Source organism: Caproicibacter sp. BJN0012 (assembly GCF_035986805.1).
Lineage (GTDB): Bacteria > Bacillota > Clostridia > Oscillospirales > Acutalibacteraceae > Caproicibacter.
Map to the genome: position 1 here is coordinate 1,576,253 of NZ_CP142518.1, position 20,256 is coordinate 1,596,508.

Here is a 20,256-nt window from a genome sequence, read left to right on the forward strand (position 1 = left end):
TAAATTTATCGAATAACGATATAATAATCTTGAAAAACGGTGCGACAGATGACTTGCCCGGCCGGAAAAAGCGATTCCGCCGCATTCGGTTGCCTCTATGCCGGAGCCGGAGTATAATAGAAAAAACAATCGGGGAAAGAGGAATCTGCTTGCCGGAGCTTTGCGACGTTTATGACAAGGACAGAAACAAAACAGGGCGGGTCTGGCCGCGCGGCGTCCCGATGCGGCCGGATGATTTCCGACTGGTCGTTTACGCCTGGAGCCTTGGCCCGGATGGCCGCGTTTTAATGACAAAACGCCATCCGGGCAAGGTCTGGGGCGGCTGCTGGGAATGCACGGGCGGAGGCGCGCAGGCGGGGGAAACCAGTCTGCAGGCTGTGCTGCGTGAACTTCGGGAGGAAATCGGGGTGTCCTATTCGGAGCGGGACGCCTCTCTTCTGCACAGCGGCCTTGACGGAAACACATGGATCGACGTATGGCTGTTTCGGGAAAACCCGGCGCTGAATTCGCTCTGCCTTCAGCCCCGGGAAGTGACGCAGGCCAGATGGGTGAGCCGCACGGAATATGAAGGCATGTGCCGTCGGGGGATTGTGGTTCCGGCCTGCACCCGGTTTTACGAATGGCTGGAAGAAAAGGAGAAAAAAGAATGAACCGTGAAACGGAGAAGCTTTATGATTTAAATCCGAAAGTCAGGACGTTCCAGGCACATGTGCTGGAGTGCATCCCGAAGGAGGAGCGGTATTTGCTGATTCTTGACCGCACCGCCTTTTATCCGGAGGGAGGAGGGCAGCCTTCCGACCGGGGCGTTCTGAACTTTGCCAATATCCTGGACGTGCAGGAGAAAGACGGCGTGATTGTCCATACGTCGGACAGGCCCATTTCGCCGGGCGCCCTGGTGTCGGGCGGGATCGACTGGCCGCGCCGGTTTGCCCTGATGCAGCAGCATACCGGGGAACACATCGTCTCCGGATTGGCGCACCGTCTGTACGGATTGGACAATGTCGGCTTTCATATGAGCGATGCGACGCTGACGGTCGACCTGAATGGGGAACTGTCTTCAGAACAGCTCGCGCTGATTGAGCGGCTGGCAAACGAGGCGGTATGGCGGGACCTTGCGATAAAAGTGATGTATCCCTCCGGGGAGGAACTGGAAAAAATCCCTTACCGCAGCAAAAAGGAACTGACCGGAAAAGTACGCATTGTGGAAATTCCGGGTTTCGATGTTTGCGCCTGCTGCGGGACTCACGTGACCCGGACGGGGGAAATCGGGGCGATCAAGCTGCTGTTCTCCCAGCATTACAAGGGGGGGACCAGGCTGACCATGGCATGCGGCGGACAGGCTTTGCGGGACTACGGCGAACGGCTGGAGGGTGTTTCTGCGGTTTCCGTGCTGCTTTCGGCCAAACCCGCGGACATTGAGCAAGCCGCCCGGCATTTGCTGCAGGAAAATTCGGATCTGAAACGAAGGCTTTCCGTCCTTCAGACGGAACTTTTTCAGTTAAGGGCGAACACCTTTCCTTCGGGCTGCGGGAGCATACTGGCCTTTGAAGACGATCTGGCTCCGGATGAGATCCGCCGGTTTTCCCTGGCCCTCTCAAAGCGATGTTCGGCAACCGCGGCCGTTTTTTCCGGCAGTGACGCGCAGGGGTACCGCTACGCCGTTTCGGATGCCGTGCGCGACGTGAGGCCGTACGCGACGGAATTGTCCTCCGCTTTTTCCGGCAGGGGGGGCGGCCCGAAGGAATTGGTGCAGGGTTCTGTCCGTGGAATGCAAAAGGATATTATTTCATTTTTTGAGAAAAAGGATTTTCATTGTACGGAATTCGAAGCGGCAAGGTAAAACCATACAAAATATTCTGAGGCAAGCTGCAAAAATATTGCATGATGGGAAAAGAAATGCTATAATGAATAAAATATTTATTGAAAAAGTGGTGTGCCGCAATGGAAAGCAGGACCATTCAGGTTCATTGTATTCACAATCGGGAAATCGTTTTGAATCTGATCCCGGGACATTTTGCAACTTCGCATTCTCATGTCAACTATTATATTGATATGACGGGAATCAAGCACAAACACAAAATCGCAAAGCTGGCGGCGGAGGTCATGGCTCAGAAGTACGTTAATACGGTCGCGGTGGATACCATTGTCTGCATGGACGGCTGCGAGGTGATCGGGGCTTTTCTGGCAGAGGAACTTTCCAAATCGGGAATGTCCTCCATGAATGTCGGAACGGATCTCAATGTGATTACCCCTGAATTTCCAAACGGGCAGCTCCTGTTTCGCGACAATGTGCAGGATATGGTATGGAATAAGAATATTCTCCTTCTTGTCGCTTCCGCAACCACGGGCAAGACGATCAACCGGTCGTTGGAATGCATCCGGTATTACGGAGGCAAAATCGTCGGGACTTCCGCGATTTTCAGTGCGATTTCGGAGATCAGCGGAGTACAGGTCAACTCCGTTTTTACCAGCGGAGATCTGCCGAATTACTGCACTTATCCTGTCCTTGACTGTCCATATTGCAAAAACGGCCAGAAAATTGATGCAATCGTCAATAGCTACGGCTATTCAAAAGTGTGAGGAGGGCGGACGCGGAAACTGTGTCCCGCCTGGGTTTAGCCCGCCGGTTTGCAGCCTGGTGCGCAACCGCAAAATTGCTCCGAGATTTTGCGGTTGCGTTGCTTTGTTCATGCCTGGGGCGGCTTGTAAATTATGGAATCAATTTTACAATATTGGCAGGTTTGTTGACTTTATATCCAAATTTTATTTTAAAATTTTAAATTCATCTTGCAACTTGAAACATATTGTGATATATTTAACATAGTTCGTGGAATCGACAGCAAGATCGGCATTATTTTATTTTTTATAAGGATTAAAAGAATGGAGGAACAATTTATGTCAAGGAAAATTGTGTTAGCAGGCGCATGCCGTACGGCAATCGGAAAATTCGGTGGCACTCTGTCCAACGTACCGGTAGTTAACATCGGAACCACAGTGGTCAAAGAGGCGATGAAGCGTGCGGGCATTCAGCCGGACCAGGTGGATGAGGTCATCCTCGGCTGCGTGTATCAGGCCGGTGTCGGGCAGAACATTGCCCGTCAGGTGTCCGTCTACTCTGGAATCCCGATTCCGGTACCTGCTTTTACGCTGAACAATATGTGCGGTTCCGGCCTGAAAAGCATCAATGTCGCCGCAGATATGATCCTGGCAGGCGAAGCGGATGTCATCGTCGCGGGCGGAATTGAAAACATGAACGGCACGCCTTATCTGCTTAAGAACGCGCGTTTCGGCTACCGTATGCGCGACGGTAAGTTAATTGACTCCCTGATTTATGACGGCCTGGAAGATACGTTCAATCATTATCATATGGGCGTCACGGCCGAAAACGTTGCCGCGAAATACGGAATTACCCGCGAAATGCAGGACCAGTTCGGCGTCCTGAGCCAGAATCGTGCGGAAAAAGCCACGAAGGAAGGCAAGTTCAAGGAAGAAATCATTCCGATGGAAATCAAAATGAAGAAACAGACTGTTCTGTTTGAAACCGATGAGGATATCCGTCCCGGAACAACCATGGAGACTCTTGGAAAACTGAAACCGGCCTTCAAACCGGACGGAACGGTCACGGCCGGCAACGCTTCCGGTATTGACGACGGCGGCTGCGCTATCGTTCTGATGTCCGAGGAAAAAGCGAAGGAACTCGGCGTAAAGCCTTTGGCTACTTGGGTCGGCGGCGACTGGGCAGGCGTTGACCCGGCTTACATGGGAATCGGGCCGGTCGCGGCCACGAACAAGCTGATGAAGAAGATCGGCATGAAGGTTTCCGACATGGATCTGGTGGAGGCGAACGAGGCTTTTGCGGCTCAGACCCTGGCGGTTGCCCATGACCTGAACTTTGATATGGATAAGACGAATGTCAACGGCGGCGCGATCGCCCTCGGCCATCCGGTCGGATGCTCCGGCGCGCGTATCCTCACCACCCTGATTTATGAAATGAGAAGAAGACAGAGCGAGCTGGGGCTTGCCACGCTTTGCGTCGGCGGCGGCATGGGCGTTGCGACTGTTGTTAAGGTGGAAGGCTGATTCGTTCGCCCAACATTTTATGAAAGAAGGCATTGAACATGGGGTATGTGAAATATGAACAGCAGGACCTGGTCGGGATTGTCACGATTGACCGCGAAAAAGCCCTGAATGCCCTGAACGACGAGGTCCTTGCAGATCTGGAAGCGGCAATCGATTCCATCGACATGGATAAGACCCGCTGCGTTATTATCACGGGCGCCGGGCAGAAGTCTTTTGTCGCCGGCGCGGACATCGCCGCGATGAGCACGATGACGAAAGAGCAGGGCCGGGCGTTTAGCAAACGCGGGAACGACGTATTCCGCAAAATCGAAAAACTTCCGATCCCTGTCATTGCGGCCGTCAACGGCTTTGCTCTCGGCGGCGGATGCGAGCTGTCGCTGAGCTGCGATATTCGCATCGCTTCGGAAAACGCTCTGTTCGGTCAGCCGGAAGCCGGGCTCGGCATCACGCCGGGCTTCGGCGGGACGCAGCGCCTTGCGCGCACGATCGGCGTCGGGAAAGCCAAGGAACTGATTTATACCTGCGGCAAGGTGAAAGCCGACGAGGCGCTGAAGCTCGGCCTGGTCAATGCGGTTTATCCGGCGGATCAGCTGATGGACGAATGCCTGAAGCTTGCGGGCAAGATCGCGCGCAACGCCCCGATTGCGGTGCGGCAGTGCAAAAAGGCGATGAACCTCGGCCTGCAGATGGATATTGACACGGCCGTTTCTCTGGAAGCGGAACTGTTTGGATTCTGCCTGGACACGAAGGACCAGAAGAATGCGATGACAGCTTTCTGCGAGAAGAGAAAACCGGATCCTTTCATTAACGAATAAAAAATTATAAATCAAGTCGAAGGGGGCTTTTATCATGATCGTTGGCGTTATTGGCGCGGGAACTATGGGCTCCGGAATTGCACAGGCGTTTGCTCAGACGGAGGGTTATTCTGTTAAACTCTGTGATATCAACACGGAACTGGCAGCCGGCGGCAAAAAGAAAATCGAAAAAAATCTGACCAAGCTTGTTTCCAAAGGAAAAATGGATCAGGCCAAGGCGGATGCGATCCTCGCGAAAATCACAACCGGCACGAAGGAAATTACCTCCGACTGTGACCTGGTGGTGGAAGCGGCTCTGGAGCGGATGGACATTAAGAAGGCTTTGTTCAAGGAACTGGAAGGTATCTGCAAGAAGGACTGCCTCTTTGCGACAAATACTTCTTCTCTATCCATTACAGAGATTTCCAGCGGCCTTGACCGGCCTGTCTGCGGAATGCATTTCTTTAATCCCGCTCCCGTCATGAAGCTCGTCGAAGTGATCGCCGGCATCACCACTCCCGATTCCACTGTGGAAAAAATAAAAGCGATTGCCGCGGAGATCGGCAAAACGCCGGTCCAGGTCAAAGAGGCCGCCGGATTTGTCGTAAACCGCATTCTGGTTCCGATGATCAACGAGGCGGTCGGCATTTACGCCGACGGCACGGCTTCCGCGTCAGATATTGACACCGCCATGAAGCTTGGCGCGAATCATCCGATGGGCCCTCTGGCTCTCGGTGATCTGATTGGCCTGGACATTGTTCTTGCAGTTATGGAAGTTCTTCAGAATGAGACGGGAGATCCGAAATACCGTCCCCATCCGCTGCTCAAAAAGATGGTGCGCGGCGGCCTGCTTGGAATGAAGACCGGCAAGGGCTTTTACGATTACAGCAAGTAAGACCGGATTTCGCGCTCTTTGTCCATGGACTGTTTTTAGCGCCGGAACAGACGGACGTGAAAATCTGCTGAAAATCCGGAATGGTTCTTGAATTTGTTAGAAGCAGGTACAGCGATGTGCCTGCTTTTCTTCGTATGGATGAACTGCAGAATTTAAATATGTTGAATTGCACCCCGGAAGAGATTGTGATATATTTGAATAATCCGCAGGACAAGGTGTCTGCACAATATGCAGTGGCCTCTGGAGCAGAAACAGTGTCAGGCCGGCATGAGTTTGGAGGAATGGATATGGATTTTCAGCTGAGCAAGGAACATCAGATGGCTCGTGTTCTTTTCAGGGATTTCGCTGAAAAGGAAGTGAAGCCGTATGCGCGGGATGTGGACGAAAAGGAACGCTTTCCGGAAGAGGCGTATGAAAAGTTCTGCAAATATGGCTTTATGGGGATTCCCTATCCAAAAGAGCTGGGCGGTCAGGGCTGTGACACGCTGACTTATGCAATCTGTGTGGAGGAAGTGGCAAAGGCGTGCTGTACGTCGAGCACCCTCCTTTCCATTCACACTTCCCTTTGTACCTGGCCGATTTACAAATACGGTACGGAGGAACAGAAAAAAAAATACATGCCGAAGCTGACCTCCGGAGAATATCTGGGCGCCTTCGGCCTGACCGAACCGGACGCGGGGACCGATTCTTCCGCCCAGCGGACCCAGGCGGTCCCGGAGGGCGATCATTATGTTTTAAACGGAAGTAAGGTCTTCATTACAAACGCCGGCTGTGCCGATGTTTACGTGATCTTCGCCATGACCGACCGGAGCCTTGGCAACCACGGAATTTCCGCGTTTATCGTCGAAAAGGGATTCCAGGGCTTCTCCGTTGGAAGGGAAGAGAAAAAGATGGGAATCCGCGGCTCCTCTACCTGCGAACTGATTTTTCAAAACTGCATTGTTCCGAAGGAAAATCTGCTTGGGCAGGAAGGAAGAGGCTTTATCATCGCCATGACGACGCTGGACGGAGGGCGCATCGGGATCGCGGCGCAGGCCCTCGGCCTTTCGGAAGGCGCGCTGGACGAGACGATCAAATTTGTCAAGGAGAGAAAGCAGTTCGGCCGTCCTTTGGCGAAATTCCAAAACACTCAATTTGAAATTGCCGAAATGCTCACGAAAACGCAGGCCGCACAGTTGCTTCTCTACAAGGCAGCCATTGCAAAAGATAACCAGAAAAGTGTTTCGCTGGAAGCGGCCGAGGCCAAGCTTTTCTGTGCGGCCGTCGCGATGGAAGTGACGACCCGCTGTGTGCAGCTGCACGGGGGCTACGGCTATATGCGCGAATACCCGGTGGAGCGCATGATGCGTGACGCGAAGATCACCGAAATCTATGAAGGAACCAGCGAGGTTCAGAAAATGGTCATCTCCAAATACGCTCTGAAGTGAGACGTCATGGAAGGAGGGAAACCCGTTGAATATTGTTGTTTGTATAAAACAGGTGCCGAACACCGATGAAATCAGATTGGATCCCAAAACCGGGACACTGATTCGCGAAGGTGTGCCGTCCGTGATCAACCCTGACGACAAAGCGGGGCTGGAAGCCGCTCTCCGGCTGAAAGATTCCATGGGAGCGCACGTTTCGGTCCTTACTTTGGGACCGCCGCAGGCGGAGGACGTCCTTCGGGAAGCGCTCGCCATGGGTGCGGATGAGGCAGTGCTGGTGACCGACCGCGCGTTCAGCGGAGGAGACACCTTGGCAACGGCTTATGTAATCGCAGCCGCTCTAAAGACCATGGAGTATGATTTGATCGTCACCGGGCGTCAGGCAATCGACGGCGACACAGCCCAAGTCGGGCCGCAGATTGCCGAACAGCTGAATATTCCAAACATCAGTTATGCGGAAGACATCAGGGTCGAGGACAGCTCAGTCATTGTCAACAGTCAGCTCGGAGACCGCTGCTACGTTGTCAAAGCGAAGATCCCATGCCTGATTACCGTGCTGAGCGAACTGAACAAACCGCGCTATATGACTCCGGGAGGGATTTTTGACGCTTATCGAAAGGGGATCAAAAAGATTACCCGAAGGAATCTTGACGTGGATGACAGGTACCTGGGGCTGAAAGGGTCGCCTACCCGTGTCGTAAAAACATTTACAAAGACAGTTAAGACGGCTGGAACCGTTATTGATCCTTCCGACCCTCAGGAAGCGGCAAGATGCATGCTTGAAAAGCTCAGGGAAAAATTTATTCTGTAGCAGGAGGAGGGGAATCGGTTGAAAAATCGGGAATATAAAGGAGTTTATGTGTTCATTCAGCAGACGGACGGCAAGGTGGCCGGCGTTTCGCATGAGCTTCTCGGCAAGGCGAAAGAACTTGCGGATGTTCTGAAAACAAACGTAACCGCGATTCTGCTGGGATACCACATTTCGGCTCTTTGCGGGGAACTGGCAAGTTACGGCGCGGATAGGGTCCTGTTGATGGACAACAGGGACTTGGAGCTTTATTCGACAGGGCCGTACACATACTGTATCTGCCGGATCATCGAAAAATTCAAACCTGCCGTCGTGCTTTACGGCGCTACCGCAATCGGGCGCGACCTGGCTCCGCGGGTGGCGGCCAGAATCCACACCGGACTGGCGGCGGACTGCACGGAGCTTGAGATTGCGGATGATGGCACCCAAAACCTTCAAATGACGCGGCCGGCCTTTGGCGGAAATCTTATGGCGACGATCGTTTGCCCGGATTGCCGCCCTCAGATGGCGACGGTCCGCCCGGGCGTTATGCGGAAACGAAAACCGGTTGAAAATGCCTCCGCTCCGGCGGACAGGCTGGAGATTGAGATTCCCCCTTCGGAAAAAAGCGTTGAGATTTTGCAGGTTGTTAAGAAGAACCCCAAAAAGATGGATATTCAGGACGCGAAAATCCTGGTTTCCGGCGGCCGAGGGATGGGGTGCCCGGAAAACTTCAAGATGCTTGAGGAACTGGCCGGCGCGCTCGGCGGCGCCGTCAGCTCCAGCAGAGCCTGTGTTGACGCCGGTTGGGTGGAGAAGGACCTTCAAGTTGGCCAGACAGGCAAGACGGTCCGTCCGGACCTCTATCTCGCCTGTGGCATTTCCGGCGCGATTCAGCATTTGGCCGGAATGGAAGGGTCCGGTTTTATTATGGCAGTTAATCCGGATGAAAGCGCGCCGATTTTTAAAGTCGCCGAATTCGGAATTGTCGGCGATGCGCTCAAGATCATCCCTTTATTGACGGAGGAAGTGAAAAAAGCGATTGCGGACCGCGGATGAATTTTAATTCCCGAACCGATGGAATGAAAAAACCGGGCGGCTGGGAGCCTCCGCCCCGCCGGCGGCGGGTTGAGAGAAAGAAAAGCCGGAATTCTGCCAATCGGGCGGCAGATTCCGGCTTTCTCATATGTTTTGTCAGGGGGATGGATTGCGGCCCATAACAGAGGGGTCTACATGTGAAGGCCCATTTTTTCGTCCCTGAAAATCCGCTCATCCATCAAGTGAAAATCCTGGGCGATCTTTGGACGCACCGGCATATAGGCCAGAATATCCTTTTCCACATCGATTCCCGGCGCGGCCTCGCAAAGCAACAGCCCGTCCTTTGTCAGGCGGAAGACGGCCCGCTCGGTAATATACATGACAGGCTGGTTGTTTTTAATCGCCGTTTTTGCGCTGAAGGTAATTTGCTCCACGTGCTCCAGAAATTTCATTGATTTTCCTTCAGAGACGATCTTTAATTTTCCGCCACCGATTTCCGCTGCCAGGCCCGCAGCCGAAAAGGTTCCGCAAAAATAAAGTTTTTTCGCATTTTGCGTGATGTCGATGAAACCGCCGCAGCCCGGAAATCTTGTACTGAATTTGGAAACATTGACATTGCCTTCGCCGTCTCCCTGCGCAAAGCCCACAAATGCCTGATCCAATCCGCCTCCGTCGTAAAAGTCAAACATGGAAGGCATCGCGATGATACACTCGGGGTTCAGGCTCTCGCCGAAATCAAGTCCGCTCTGGGGGCTTCCGCCGATCGGCCCGGATTCCACCGTCAGGGTGAATTTATTGTTGATCCCCTCTTCCACCGCGACGGAAGAGATAAATTCCGGGATTCCGATGCCGAGATTTACGGTGCCGTCGTCTTCCAGCTCCATTGCGGCACGGCGCGCAATCACCTTTTTTGCATTGAGCGGGGCGGGTGTGAATTCGGCGAGGCCTATCTGATGCTCGCCGGAAAATCCGGGATTATAATCGGTCCCAAAGTTCTGCATACAATATTTCAAATCACTTGCAACGACAACGTAATCGACCAGGATTCCCGGAATCTCCACCTTCAGAGGGTCGAGCGAACCAGCCTTCACGACGCGCTGGACCTGGGCGAATACTTTGCCCCCGGAATTCTTGCAGGCCTGTGCCATAGCGAGGGCTTCCGCCTTGGAGCCCTCTTTTTCAAAGGAAATGTTCCCTTTTTCGTCCGCGTAGGTCCCTCCGATGATGGTATAATCCAGGGGAATGCTTTTATAGAACAGAAATTCCTCGCCGTTGATTTGTACCAGTTGGACCAGGTCCTCTTCTTTTTGCGTCAACTCGTTCATTTTTCCGCCGGAAAGCCGCGGGTCCACAAAAGTTCCCAAACCAACCCGCGTCAGTTCGCCGGGCTGATGGGCCGCGGTGGTGCGGAGCAGATGGCACATGACTCCCTGCGGAAAATCATAGGCAATCACCTTGTTTTTTACAACAAGCTCCCCTAATTTGCGGGCCATGCCGTAGTGTGCGCCGATGATACGCCGAACTAACCCTTCGTGAGCCAGATGCTGGAGGCCGCGCTTGTCGTTGTCGCCCTGGGCGGCGCAAAAAACAAGCGACAGGTTGTTTGGTTCTCCGGTTTCCAGAAATCTTTTCTCCAACTCTGCTGCGATTTCTTCTGCGAAGGTAGTTCCCATAAAACCGTTGGAAGCGAAGGTTACGCCGTTTGGAATCATGGACGCGGCTTCTTTTGCTGTTATGAATTTTACAGCCATATTGACAAATTCCCTCCAAATCCTCATTTCGGTACAATTGTTAATATTATATCATACGCGGCCCCGTCAGTTCAAGATATTCCGGCAAAAATATGGCTGGTATTTAAGAACAGGCCGGATTCTTCCATAAACAGGAAACCGCTTTTTCCATTCTTTACTTGACATGCAACTGGCAAAAAAATATAATAAATTATGTAACAGTTTCGACGTTAAATTGGTTTTAGAAGCAATTTTAAACATATCAATCAAAAAAAGAAATGGAGGAACCGTGTTGAAAAAAAGAATTCTTGCCCTGATCTTAGCCGCAGTTGCATCGGGCATAATGTGTCTGCCCCTTCCCGCCCATGCGGCAAATGCCAGTACCGGCGGGTTCCAGCTCAGCGAATCTTCGATCGGGGTGGGGGTGGGCGATTACACAAAGCTGTATGCCTACTTTGGCTCGTCGGTTGATTCAAACGTGACATGGTCTTCGGCGGACGGAACGATTGCTGCCGTGGACAGTGGGGGAACAGTGACCGGAAAAAAAATCGGGCAGACCGTCGTAACGGCCCGGGACGGTGCGTACAGCTCTTCCTGCGTTGTCAATGTCGCTTATAAAGGGATTGACGTTTCCCGTTATCAGGGAACGATTGATTGGTCCGCCGTGAAAAATTACGGCATTGATTTTGCCATGATCCGGACCGGCTATGGGAGCGAGAACTGGTCGGTTCAGACGGATCCGTATTTTCAAACATACTACAACAGCGCAAAAGCCGTTGGCCTTAAAGTCGGAGCTTATCATTACAGCTATGCCACCAGCGTGGCAATGGCGCAGGCCGAGGCCGACTTCTGCCTCAATATTCTGAACGGCCAAAAGCTGGATTATCCGGTTGCCTATGATGTGGAGGACAAAAGTCAGTGGGGGTTGTCCACAGACACGCTTGGACAGATCGTGCAGGCGTTCTGCAGCAAGCTGCAGGCGGCCGGATACAAAACGGTGGTATACAGCTACTACAGCTTTTACAACGCCCACCTGACCAGCTCTCTGGTTGCACAGTACGACACATGGATTGCCCACAGCACGGACAGAACGGATTTCAGCCCTTATACCATGTGGCAGTATGGCCAGCGCACCATTCCGGGTGTCTCAGGTTCATGTGATGTCGATTACAGCTTTTATGATTATTCGGGCAGCGGCAACGGAAGCGGCGGAATCACCACTCCGACGGTGCCGGATTCCTCTGAACAGGTTTTCACCTGCGATACGACCAATACCTATACGTTTAGTTCAAATAAGACTTACAATTATAAAATTACAACCAATGATACGTTTACTCCTTCCGTTTCTTCTTCCAACCCGGGTGCCGTCAGCGTATCTTATCTCCGGAGGCTTACCGATGGTTTTCTGTTCCAGCTGACCAATAAGGGGACCGGAGAAGCGGTGATTACGACGACCGCCGGCAACGGAACCAGCGTTTCCTTTACTGCGGTCGGTTCCGGCACCGACACTACGGTGACGACGCAGCCGGCTAACGGCGGGACGCTGAGATGCGATACAACGCTCCCTTACACATTTGGATCGAACAGTTCCTATGTTTATAAGGTGTATTCTAACAGTTCGGCCGTTCCGACCGCGGTTTCTTCCAATCCTTCCGCAGTGGTGGTTTCCTATTCTGGGAAAACTTCGGACGGATACCTGTTTCGCATTACAAATGCCGGAACGGGCGCGGCGGTTATTACAACCGCCGACGCGAGCGGGGTCTCCGTCTCTTTTACGGCGAACGGGACACTCTCCAGCCAGGCGCCTTCGGGCATCCAATCCGATACGCCCTATCAGTTTTCGATGACGAAGGGGAAGACCTACATGTTCAAATTCACCCCGGCTTCCGGAACTCCTGCACTGCGCTTCACCACCGGCAACAGCGCAGTGATTCAGACGGTTTCCGCCGTGCAGTCGGGCGGCAGCTATTTCTACAAAATCAAAGCGGTCGCCGCAGGCCAGGCAGGCGTGTATGCAACCGAATCCGGAAAATCATCACCCCAGCGCTTAAGCATTGTCACTGTGTCTTGAAGAACAATGAAAAGGGACCCTCTCAGGGGGCCCTTTTTTTGTCTGCGGAACCCCTTGGCTATTCGTCCGCAAAACGATAACCCACGCCTACTTCAGTCAGGATAAAGCGGGGGTGCGCGGTGTCCTTTTCCAGCTTGCGGCGAAGGTTTGCCATAAAAACCCTTACGCTCTTGCTGTCTCCGCCCTCGTAGCCCCAAATCTGGCGGATAATATAATTGTGCGTCAGAACCTTGCCCTTATTGGCGATCAGCAGCAACAGCGTTTTGTATTCCGTAGGCGTAAGATGAATTTCATTGCCCGATACATAGACTTTGCGCTTCTCATAATCCACTGTCAGCCAATCGCAGGAAAATTGGGAATCCCTTGGTTCAAATTCGGTGTTTTGCAGGGAACGCTCCGACACTCGGATTCGAGCCATCAGCTCTCCCATATAAAAGGGTTTGGTAATGTAATCGTTGGCCCCGAGATCGAGCGCGACAATTTTTTCTTTTTCCTGTCCGCGAGCCGAAACGACCAGAATCGGCACATCGGAAAAGGCGCGCAGGTCCCTCAGCAGATCAATCCCGTCTCTGTCCGGCAGCCCGAGATCCAGTAAGACGATGTCGGGACGGTGGGAGGAAAACAAAAACATTCCTTCTTCAGCCGTTTCCGCCACAAGGACGCGGTACCCCTCTTTGGACAGCGAAATATCGATAAAGTGCGAAATATATTTGTCGTCTTCGATAACAAGGATTGTCCGCTTTTCATTCATATGCGATCCTCCATCGGCAGCGTAAAAATAAATATCGAGCCCTTCGGAACGTTGTCCTCCACATGGATTTCCCCACCGTGCGCGTTTACGATGGCCCTGCAGATTGCAAGACCGAGGCCCAGGCCCCGGCGCCCGTCGACGACCCTTTCGTCCTGCGTCACGAAACGTTCGAAAAGATGACTGCGGATGGCCTCCGGCACACCGTTGCCGGTATCCGCCACAGACACCTCCAGCAGATTCCCGCTGGTTTTCACCGCAAGGGAAATCTCGCTGTCCGGAGGCGTGTGGCGGGCTGCGTTTTCCAGAAGGTTGATGATCACCTGAGAAATCAGCTTGCCGTCCATCGGCACGGTCACGACCTCTTCCGGAAGTTTTACCTGAAAGTTCCGGTCGCGGAGCAGACGCTCCGTGTGCTTGACGGCTTCGCCGATCACGTCGTCGATCACTTCGTCCTGCTTGTGAAGCACGATTTTCTGTTCGCTGATGCGGGTCATGTTGAGGATGTTTTCAACGAGGTCGGTAAGCCACACGATTTCTTCGCTGACGTCGGAAGCCAGCTTTCTGCGTTCGCAGTCGGTGAGCGCGTCGTAGTTGTCCGAAAGAAGATTCCCCGCCCCGGAAAGAGCGGTAAGAGGGCTTCGCAGGTCGTGCGCGACAGAGCGAAGGAACATTCCCCGCTGCTGCTCGCGTTCCATCGCAAGCTGTATTTTTTCACGATCCGCCACAAGGTTCTCCCGTTCAAGCGCGATGCCGAGCTGTGTGCAGACGGCCTGAACGATCAGCAGCTGCTGCTGATTTTCCGGCTCGCCGTGTAAAAGAACGAGCTTTCCCAGAATCCCGGAGGTGCTTTTGATATCATACCCTTTTTCGTTGTCAGCCTGGTCAAAGTCGACCCTGCAGTCCAGTCCCGCATATTGCCTGACGAGATCTTCCGCCTTTTTCACGACGCTCTCTCTGCTGCTGACGGAGAGGAAACCGGATGCGATCCGGTACATTGTCCTTGCGGTGCGTTCATTTTGGCTGGCCAGTTCCATTTCTCTCTGCAAGCGGGAAGTCACTGTCCCGGACACAGTGCCGGTTACCAGGAAGAAAGCAAGCAGCATCAGGTCGTTCGTGCTGTAAATGAAGAAAGTGTAGCGCGGCTCCGTGAAAAGAAAGTTAAAGAGCACTGCGGACAGAAGCGCAGCCCCGATAGCCCAGCCCCGGCTGCTGGTCAGTACTGCCGTAAACAGCACGCTGAGCAGAAAGACCATGATGATGCTTTCATTGTCGACGCCGAAAAGGTCGATCAGCAAGGAGAAACCTGTGGCGGAAGCCATGGCCAGGATCGTTTTGATCGTGTTTTTTCTCATAGTAGAGACCATCTCCTGATCTCATTATACCAACAGATTATTTTTTATTCATTATTTTAAGGATATTCTTTTGTTCTCCCGCCACAATGATATGCTCCTGCTCATTGAAAACATGGTCCGCGCTGATCAGAGGGAGAATATGCTTCCCCGAACGTATGCCGATGACGTTGATCCTGTGCTTTGTCCTGACGTTTAATTCACCGATATTCCGTCCGATCCAGTCAGCAGGCGGCGTGATTTCCATGATGACGTATTCCGGCGACAATTCGATATAGTCGAAAGCTCCGCGCGCGGAGTAACGGACCGCCGTGCGTTGGGCCATATCCCGCTCAGGGTATATTACGTCGTCGGCGCCGATCTTTTTGAGCAGGTCCGCCTGGATTTCCCGGTCGGATTTTGCAACCACATACGGTGCGCCCAGCTCTTTCAGCAGCGAGGTGATTTCCATTGAAGACTGGAAATTGTCGCTGATACAGACAAAGCACACGTCGAAGTCGCGGACTCCCAGGGCGGAGAGAACGTCCCTGTCCATGCAATCGCCGATTTGTACCCTTGTGACATACGGAGCAAGTTTATGTACCGCGTCTTCGTCCACATCCACGGCCATTACTTCGTTGCCAAGCTCCGTGAGTTTCACAGCTAGATTTGTGCCGAAATGCCCTGCCCCGATCACAAGCATCAGTCTCATATTATGACCTATCCTTTCCATTACCCCAAATTATCCCACAATGATTTTGCCAAATGGATTTTTTAATTTTCCGCTTCCGTTTGACCTGGAAACAGCCAAAAAGACGGTCAGACTTCCGACCCGCCCCGCGTACATCAACAGAATGAGGGCGGCCCGTGACAAGGATGGAAGCGCCGCGGTGTCGATGGTCGAAAGTCCGACAGTTCCAATGGCGGACAGGCATTCGAAAGCGGAGTCGGCGAGCGTCCCGCCCTGGGCGCAGAGCACCAGGGTCCCGCCGAATGTCAGCGCCGCGTAAACCGCGACGCCGCAAAAGGAACGCCGCAGGGTTTCGGAATCCAGCCGAAAATGCCAGACAGAGACGTCCTCGCGGCTGTAAAGCGAAGAGTTCACGGCTGCAATCATGACGACAAGTGTCGTAACTTTGATCCCTCCGCCGGTGCCGCCGGGTGCGGCCCCGATAAACATCAGAAGCATTGTAACCAGTTTTCCCCCGTCGGAAAGCGATGCGATGTCCACTGTGTTGAAGCCGGCTGTCCTCGGTGTGACCGATTGAAAGAATGCGGCCAGAAACCGGTCCTCGCCATTCATTTTGGAAAGCACCCCGCCCTGTTCGAGAAACAAAAAAAGAAGAGTCCCCGCCAGGATCAGCGTCAGCGTAGAGATCAAAACGGCGCGCGTGTGCAGGTTGAATTTTTCCGGACGGAAACGGCTGTCGATCAGGTCATTCCACACGACGAAACCAATGCCGCCAGTGATAATGAGCGCGGAGATGGTAAAAACCACCAGAGGATCGCCAAAGAAGTGCGTCAGGGAAGAAAAAGGTCCCTGCATTCCCATCAGGTCAAATCCGGCGTTGCAAAACGCGGAGACGGAATGAAAGACGGCAAACCAGATTCCGCGTCCTAAGCCGAACCGCGGAATAAAACGCACCGCCAGAAGAACGGCCCCTGCGCCTTCGAAAACGGCGGTGCCGATCAGCGTCCGCCGCACCAGGCGCACAACTCCGCCGAGTTGAGCGGCACTGACGGATTCCGCCAGCAAGGAACGTTCGCGCAGTCCGATGCGCCTTCCGACCGCGAGGGAGAACAAGATGGCGACGGTCATAAATCCCAGTCCTCCGATTTGGATGAGAAGCAAAATGACAGCCTGTCCAAACAAGGAGAATTGCGTCCATGTATCACAGACCACGAGTCCTGTCACGCAGGTGGCGGAGGCGGAGGTGAACATCGCGTTCAGGAATGAAATTCCGGCGCCGTCGCGGCTGGCAATCGGCAGGCTGAGCAGCAGTCCTCCCATGAGGATCATAAAGGCGAACCCGACCGCAAGGATCCGCTTCGTACTCCATTGTTTCATATTCATTTACAAATCCCCCGCAGTTCTGCCAGCAGAGAATCAACCGATTCATCCAACCGCAGCAAACGGTTTGCCCCGGCAACTTCAAAAATTTCACTCAGCTCAGGGTCGTTACATCGCGCAATGACAAAGATCCCGGGATCAAAATCCTTTGCCGCGCGGCAAAGGACTAAGTTTATCTGGTCGTCTCCGGATAAAATGAAAAAGACCGAGTAAAGGCCGTCTTTCGGGAAAATCGGATCCGTAAGGGTTCGGCAGTTCATGCCGGCTTTTTGAATTCTTGAAACGGCCTCCGGCGCTCCATAAACCAGCACACCCTGATTCTCGCGTCCCTGCGGACTATCAACGATACCGCCTTTTTCAATAAAATGGTCGATCCGGGACATGATGACATAGCCGAGGAGAATAATTCCCAGCATTGAAATGATCAGCAGCTCTGTCATGCCACATCACCTGTCTTTCCGCTCATCATGATAGCAGATAACGTATAGTGACGGTGTCCTGATTGCAGACGCCGTGTTATTTTTTTATAAAGATCTGCATTTGGAACTGGTGGCCGGAACCTATCCATTTCAAAAATCCCGCTCACAGTCTGATGATGTGAGCGGGATTTTTTATAGCCTTAAAAGTCGGGGAAAGCTGTATCCAGGCCGGGTTTTAAGGTGATTCTCGATCGGAAAAAAGGCATCTCAAAATAAAACGTATCCAAATAATGGTTATTTATGATATAATCTTAATAAAGCATGCCGTTATGCAATGCTTTTGGTTGAGTTTAAAATGTTTGTTATGAATTTTCCACTTTTCTGTGACGGCATATGTCGCATGTAGAGTGAAAAAGGGGAGAGTTAAGTGTTTGACAACATTTTTGACAATAAAGAACAGATATATGAAGTTTATAAGGAACAGAGTTTTTCCAAGGCCGCGAAAAACATGTATATTTCCCAGCCTTCCCTCAGCGCCATGGTGAAGCGCGCGGAGAAAAGCATCGGCAGCGAAATATTTGACAGAAGCAGCAGCCCGATCCGTTTGACAGAGTGCGGAAAGCAATATATCCAATGTATTGAGCAAATCATGGAGCTGGAACATAATTTCACAAACTACATGATGGACATGAAAAACTTAAAGACGGGCAGTTTCTCCATTGGCGGCAGCAATTTGTTTGCCTCCTACATTTTGCCGCCGCTGATTATGGCCTTCAACCAGAAGTACCCTTATATCAAAATCGAGCTGGTGGAGGACCGCACCCCCTGGCTGATCGACCAGTTGTCCGTGGGTGCGCTGGATTTTATTATCGAAAATTATGAGCTGGATGAAAAAATTTACGAAAGAAATTTCTATCAGACGGAACATCTCCTGCTTGCGGTCCCAAAGTCGTTTCCTGTCAATCGAAAATTGAATTCTTATCAGTTGAGTCTGAAATCAATTCAGGACGGCACCTATTTATCCTCGGACGTGCCCTCCGTCCCATTGGGACAGCTTTCGCAGGAGCCTTTTATTCTTCTGAAAAGCAATAACGACACATCACAGAGGAGTTTGAAATTATGCAAGCAAAGCGGATTTGCGCCTAAAGTTCTGCTGTATCTGGATCAACAGGTAACCGCATACAATATTGCCTGCCTGGGGATGGGCTGCTGTTTTGTCAGCGACACGCTGATTCGCTTCCGCCCCGCCCATGATCATGTGGCGTATTACAAATTACAGGGAAATGACGCAGAGCGAAATATCTATTTTTACTATAAACACAATAAGTACCTGACCTTTGCCATGAAAGAATTTTTACAGGTAATCGAGCGCCACGCTTAATTTGATAAAACATAAAGCAATCTGTACGAATTTTTATTAAGTTTTCTCATTGTTTAACAAAAAAATATATATTATAGAATTTATATTATAAGTTTTATACATTTATAAGTATTGGACAGATCCGGATGGCCGGAAGTATACTGACAGAAGTTGGAAGCGCTCTCAACGGAATCAATGGATGGGAGGATTTTATTTGAAGAATTCCATTACCTCTCTGACCCCAAATGCATTAACTGCGTTGAAAACAGAATTGGAGCGGGAATATCAGGATTATGTCCGGCGGGACCTCAAACTGGACATGTCGCGCGGAAAACCTGCCCCAAAGCAGCTGGACCTGTGCAACGGCATGCTTTCCATGGACCTGAAATACCGGACAGAAAACGGAACAGACGCCAGAAATTACGGAGTTATGGACGGTCTGCCGGAATGCAAGGCGTTTTTTGCGGAGCTGCTTGACCTGGACCCAAAGCAAATTGTGATTGGCGGGAATTCGAGCCTCGCCATGATGTACGATCAGGTCAGCCGGCTCATGCTGTTTGGGACCGGCGTGGAGCCGGCGTGGAAAACCTGCCAGGATGCGGGGCGCAAAATTAAGTTCCTATGCCCTGTCCCCGGATATGACCGGCATTTTAAAATCTGTGAAGCGATGAACATTGAAATGATCCCCGTTCCGCTCCATGAAGACGGGCCGGATATGGAGCTGATTTCCGGTCTGGTCCGTGCGGACGAAATGATAAAGGGCATCTGGTGCGTCCCGCTGTATTCCAATCCGCAGGGGGTCTGTTACAGCGATCAGGTCGTCGGTCAGCTGGCAAACCTTGAGACGGCTGCAAAAGATTTCAGGATTTTTTGGGATAACGCTTACGCGATCCACCCGATCTATCAGGCGGTTCCTCTGGCGTCTATTTTCAAAGCGGTAAATCGCAGCGGCGGTGAAAACCGGATCTATTACTTCTTTTCCACGTCGAAAATTTCATTCCCCGGCGCCGGCGTCGCCATGATGGCTTCCGGAGCAAAGAGCATTGCGGAAATTAAAAAGCATATGTCGGCACAGACCATAAGCTACGATAAGCTGAACCAGCTCAGGCACCTCCAATATTTTCAAAGCGCGGACGGCATGAAGGGGCATATGCGGGAGCTCGCCGATTTGCTGCGGCCCAAATTCGACATGGTTCTCTCTAAGCTTCAGGACCAGCTGGGGGGAACGGGTCTGGCCAAATGGAGCACCCCAAGGGGCGGGTATTTTATCTCTTTGGATACCTATCCCGGCTGCGCAAAAGAAGTCGTGTCCCTGGCCGGTCAGGCGGGTGTCAAGCTGACGGAGGCGGGTGCAACCTATCCATACGGATTGGATGAGAACGACAGCAATATCCGAATCGCGCCGTCTTATCCGGAGCTGGAAGAACTGGACACGGCCATGGATTTGCTGTGCATTTGTGTTAAACTGGCGGGCGTGGACAAATTGCTGAGAATTCAGGAAGGATGAA

Annotated in this window: 18 protein-coding genes; 12 read left to right on the forward strand and 6 right to left on the reverse strand. The window is 52.2% G+C overall.

Translation table 11 applies throughout. From position 1 onward, the window contains the following. Positions 1–149: 149 nt before the first annotated feature. From VA597_RS07625 to VA597_RS07665, 9 genes are all read left to right on the forward strand, one after another. Positions 150–650 (forward strand): NUDIX hydrolase, encoded by a 501-nt coding sequence (locus tag VA597_RS07625; RefSeq protein WP_128742169.1) that lies wholly within the window; start codon positions 150–152, stop codon positions 648–650. Then, complete coding sequence (locus tag VA597_RS07630; protein ID WP_164918987.1) at positions 647–1,840, forward strand: alanyl-tRNA editing protein; 1,194 nt, start codon at positions 647–649, stop codon at positions 1,838–1,840. The genes VA597_RS07625 and VA597_RS07630 overlap by 4 nt, the downstream gene beginning before the upstream one ends. A 101-nt stretch (positions 1,841–1,941) precedes the next feature. Then, positions 1,942–2,580, forward strand: a complete 639-nt coding sequence (locus VA597_RS07635) for a phosphoribosyltransferase (RefSeq protein ID WP_128742171.1) — start codon at positions 1,942–1,944, stop codon at positions 2,578–2,580. A 315-nt stretch (positions 2,581–2,895) separates the two neighbouring features. Beyond that, complete coding sequence (locus VA597_RS07640; protein WP_128742172.1) at positions 2,896–4,080, forward strand: acetyl-CoA C-acetyltransferase; 1,185 nt, start codon at positions 2,896–2,898, stop codon at positions 4,078–4,080. 38 nt (positions 4,081–4,118) lie between these two features. Further along, on the forward strand, positions 4,119–4,895 hold the full coding sequence (locus VA597_RS07645; RefSeq protein ID WP_128742173.1) for an enoyl-CoA hydratase-related protein: 777 nt from the start codon (positions 4,119–4,121) through the stop codon (positions 4,893–4,895). A 34-nt stretch (positions 4,896–4,929) separates the two neighbouring features. Then, positions 4,930–5,769, forward strand: coding sequence for a 3-hydroxyacyl-CoA dehydrogenase family protein (locus tag VA597_RS07650; protein WP_128742174.1), 840 nt, complete (start codon positions 4,930–4,932; stop codon positions 5,767–5,769). A 287-nt stretch (positions 5,770–6,056) separates the two neighbouring features. Continuing rightward, positions 6,057–7,196, forward strand: coding sequence for an acyl-CoA dehydrogenase (locus tag VA597_RS07655; protein ID WP_128742175.1), 1,140 nt, complete (start codon positions 6,057–6,059; stop codon positions 7,194–7,196). A gap of 25 nt (positions 7,197–7,221) precedes the next feature. After that, a complete protein-coding gene (locus tag VA597_RS07660; RefSeq protein WP_128742176.1) occupies positions 7,222–8,004 on the forward strand; it encodes an electron transfer flavoprotein subunit beta/FixA family protein in 783 nt (260 codons plus the stop codon). An 18-nt stretch (positions 8,005–8,022) separates the two neighbouring features. Then, positions 8,023–9,039 (forward strand): electron transfer flavoprotein subunit alpha/FixB family protein, encoded by a 1,017-nt coding sequence (locus VA597_RS07665; protein ID WP_128742177.1) that lies wholly within the window; start codon positions 8,023–8,025, stop codon positions 9,037–9,039. 170 nt (positions 9,040–9,209) lie between these two features. On the opposite strand, the gene VA597_RS07670 is transcribed toward VA597_RS07665, so the two are convergent. Beyond that, positions 9,210–10,769: an acyl CoA:acetate/3-ketoacid CoA transferase gene (locus tag VA597_RS07670; RefSeq protein WP_128742178.1), complete on the reverse strand. Its 1,560-nt coding sequence runs from the start codon at positions 10,767–10,769 to the stop codon at positions 9,210–9,212. A gap of 271 nt (positions 10,770–11,040) precedes the next feature. Here VA597_RS07670 and VA597_RS07675 point away from each other — a divergent pair, with 271 nt between their 5' ends. Continuing rightward, positions 11,041–12,819 (forward strand): GH25 family lysozyme, encoded by a 1,779-nt coding sequence (locus tag VA597_RS07675; RefSeq protein WP_326975617.1) that lies wholly within the window; start codon positions 11,041–11,043, stop codon positions 12,817–12,819. Between the two features lie 58 nt (positions 12,820–12,877). Here VA597_RS07675 and VA597_RS07680 read toward each other — a convergent pair whose 3' ends face one another. From VA597_RS07680 to VA597_RS07700, 5 genes are read right to left on the reverse strand one after another with little or no spacing between them, the layout of a single operon-like run. Further along, a complete protein-coding gene (locus VA597_RS07680; RefSeq protein ID WP_128742180.1) occupies positions 12,878–13,570 on the reverse strand; it encodes a response regulator in 693 nt (230 codons plus the stop codon). Next, positions 13,567–14,922, reverse strand: coding sequence for a sensor histidine kinase (locus tag VA597_RS07685; protein WP_164918989.1), 1,356 nt, complete (start codon positions 14,920–14,922; stop codon positions 13,567–13,569). The genes VA597_RS07680 and VA597_RS07685 overlap by 4 nt, the downstream gene beginning before the upstream one ends. 37 nt (positions 14,923–14,959) lie before the next feature. Beyond that, entirely contained in the window at positions 14,960–15,610 is a 651-nt protein-coding gene (locus VA597_RS07690) for a potassium channel family protein (RefSeq protein ID WP_128742182.1), read from the reverse strand. Between the two features lie 30 nt (positions 15,611–15,640). Further along, on the reverse strand, positions 15,641–16,972 hold the full coding sequence (locus VA597_RS07695) for a TrkH family potassium uptake protein (protein WP_128742183.1): 1,332 nt from the start codon (positions 16,970–16,972) through the stop codon (positions 15,641–15,643). After that, the gene (locus VA597_RS07700) at positions 16,969–17,409 is read right to left on the reverse strand and encodes an NAD-binding protein (protein ID WP_128742184.1); all 441 of its coding nucleotides are present in this window, start codon (positions 17,407–17,409) and stop codon (positions 16,969–16,971) included. Before VA597_RS07700 ends, VA597_RS07695 begins: the two co-directional genes overlap by 4 nt. Positions 17,410–17,815: 406 nt before the next feature. On the opposite strand from VA597_RS07700, the gene VA597_RS07705 reads away from it, so the two are divergent. Beyond that, positions 17,816–18,769 (forward strand): LysR family transcriptional regulator, encoded by a 954-nt coding sequence (locus tag VA597_RS07705; RefSeq protein ID WP_243112676.1) that lies wholly within the window; start codon positions 17,816–17,818, stop codon positions 18,767–18,769. Between the two features lie 193 nt (positions 18,770–18,962). Beyond that, positions 18,963–20,255, forward strand: coding sequence for an aminotransferase class I/II-fold pyridoxal phosphate-dependent enzyme (locus VA597_RS07710; RefSeq protein ID WP_243112677.1), 1,293 nt, complete (start codon positions 18,963–18,965; stop codon positions 20,253–20,255). Position 20,256: the final 1 nt, after the last annotated feature.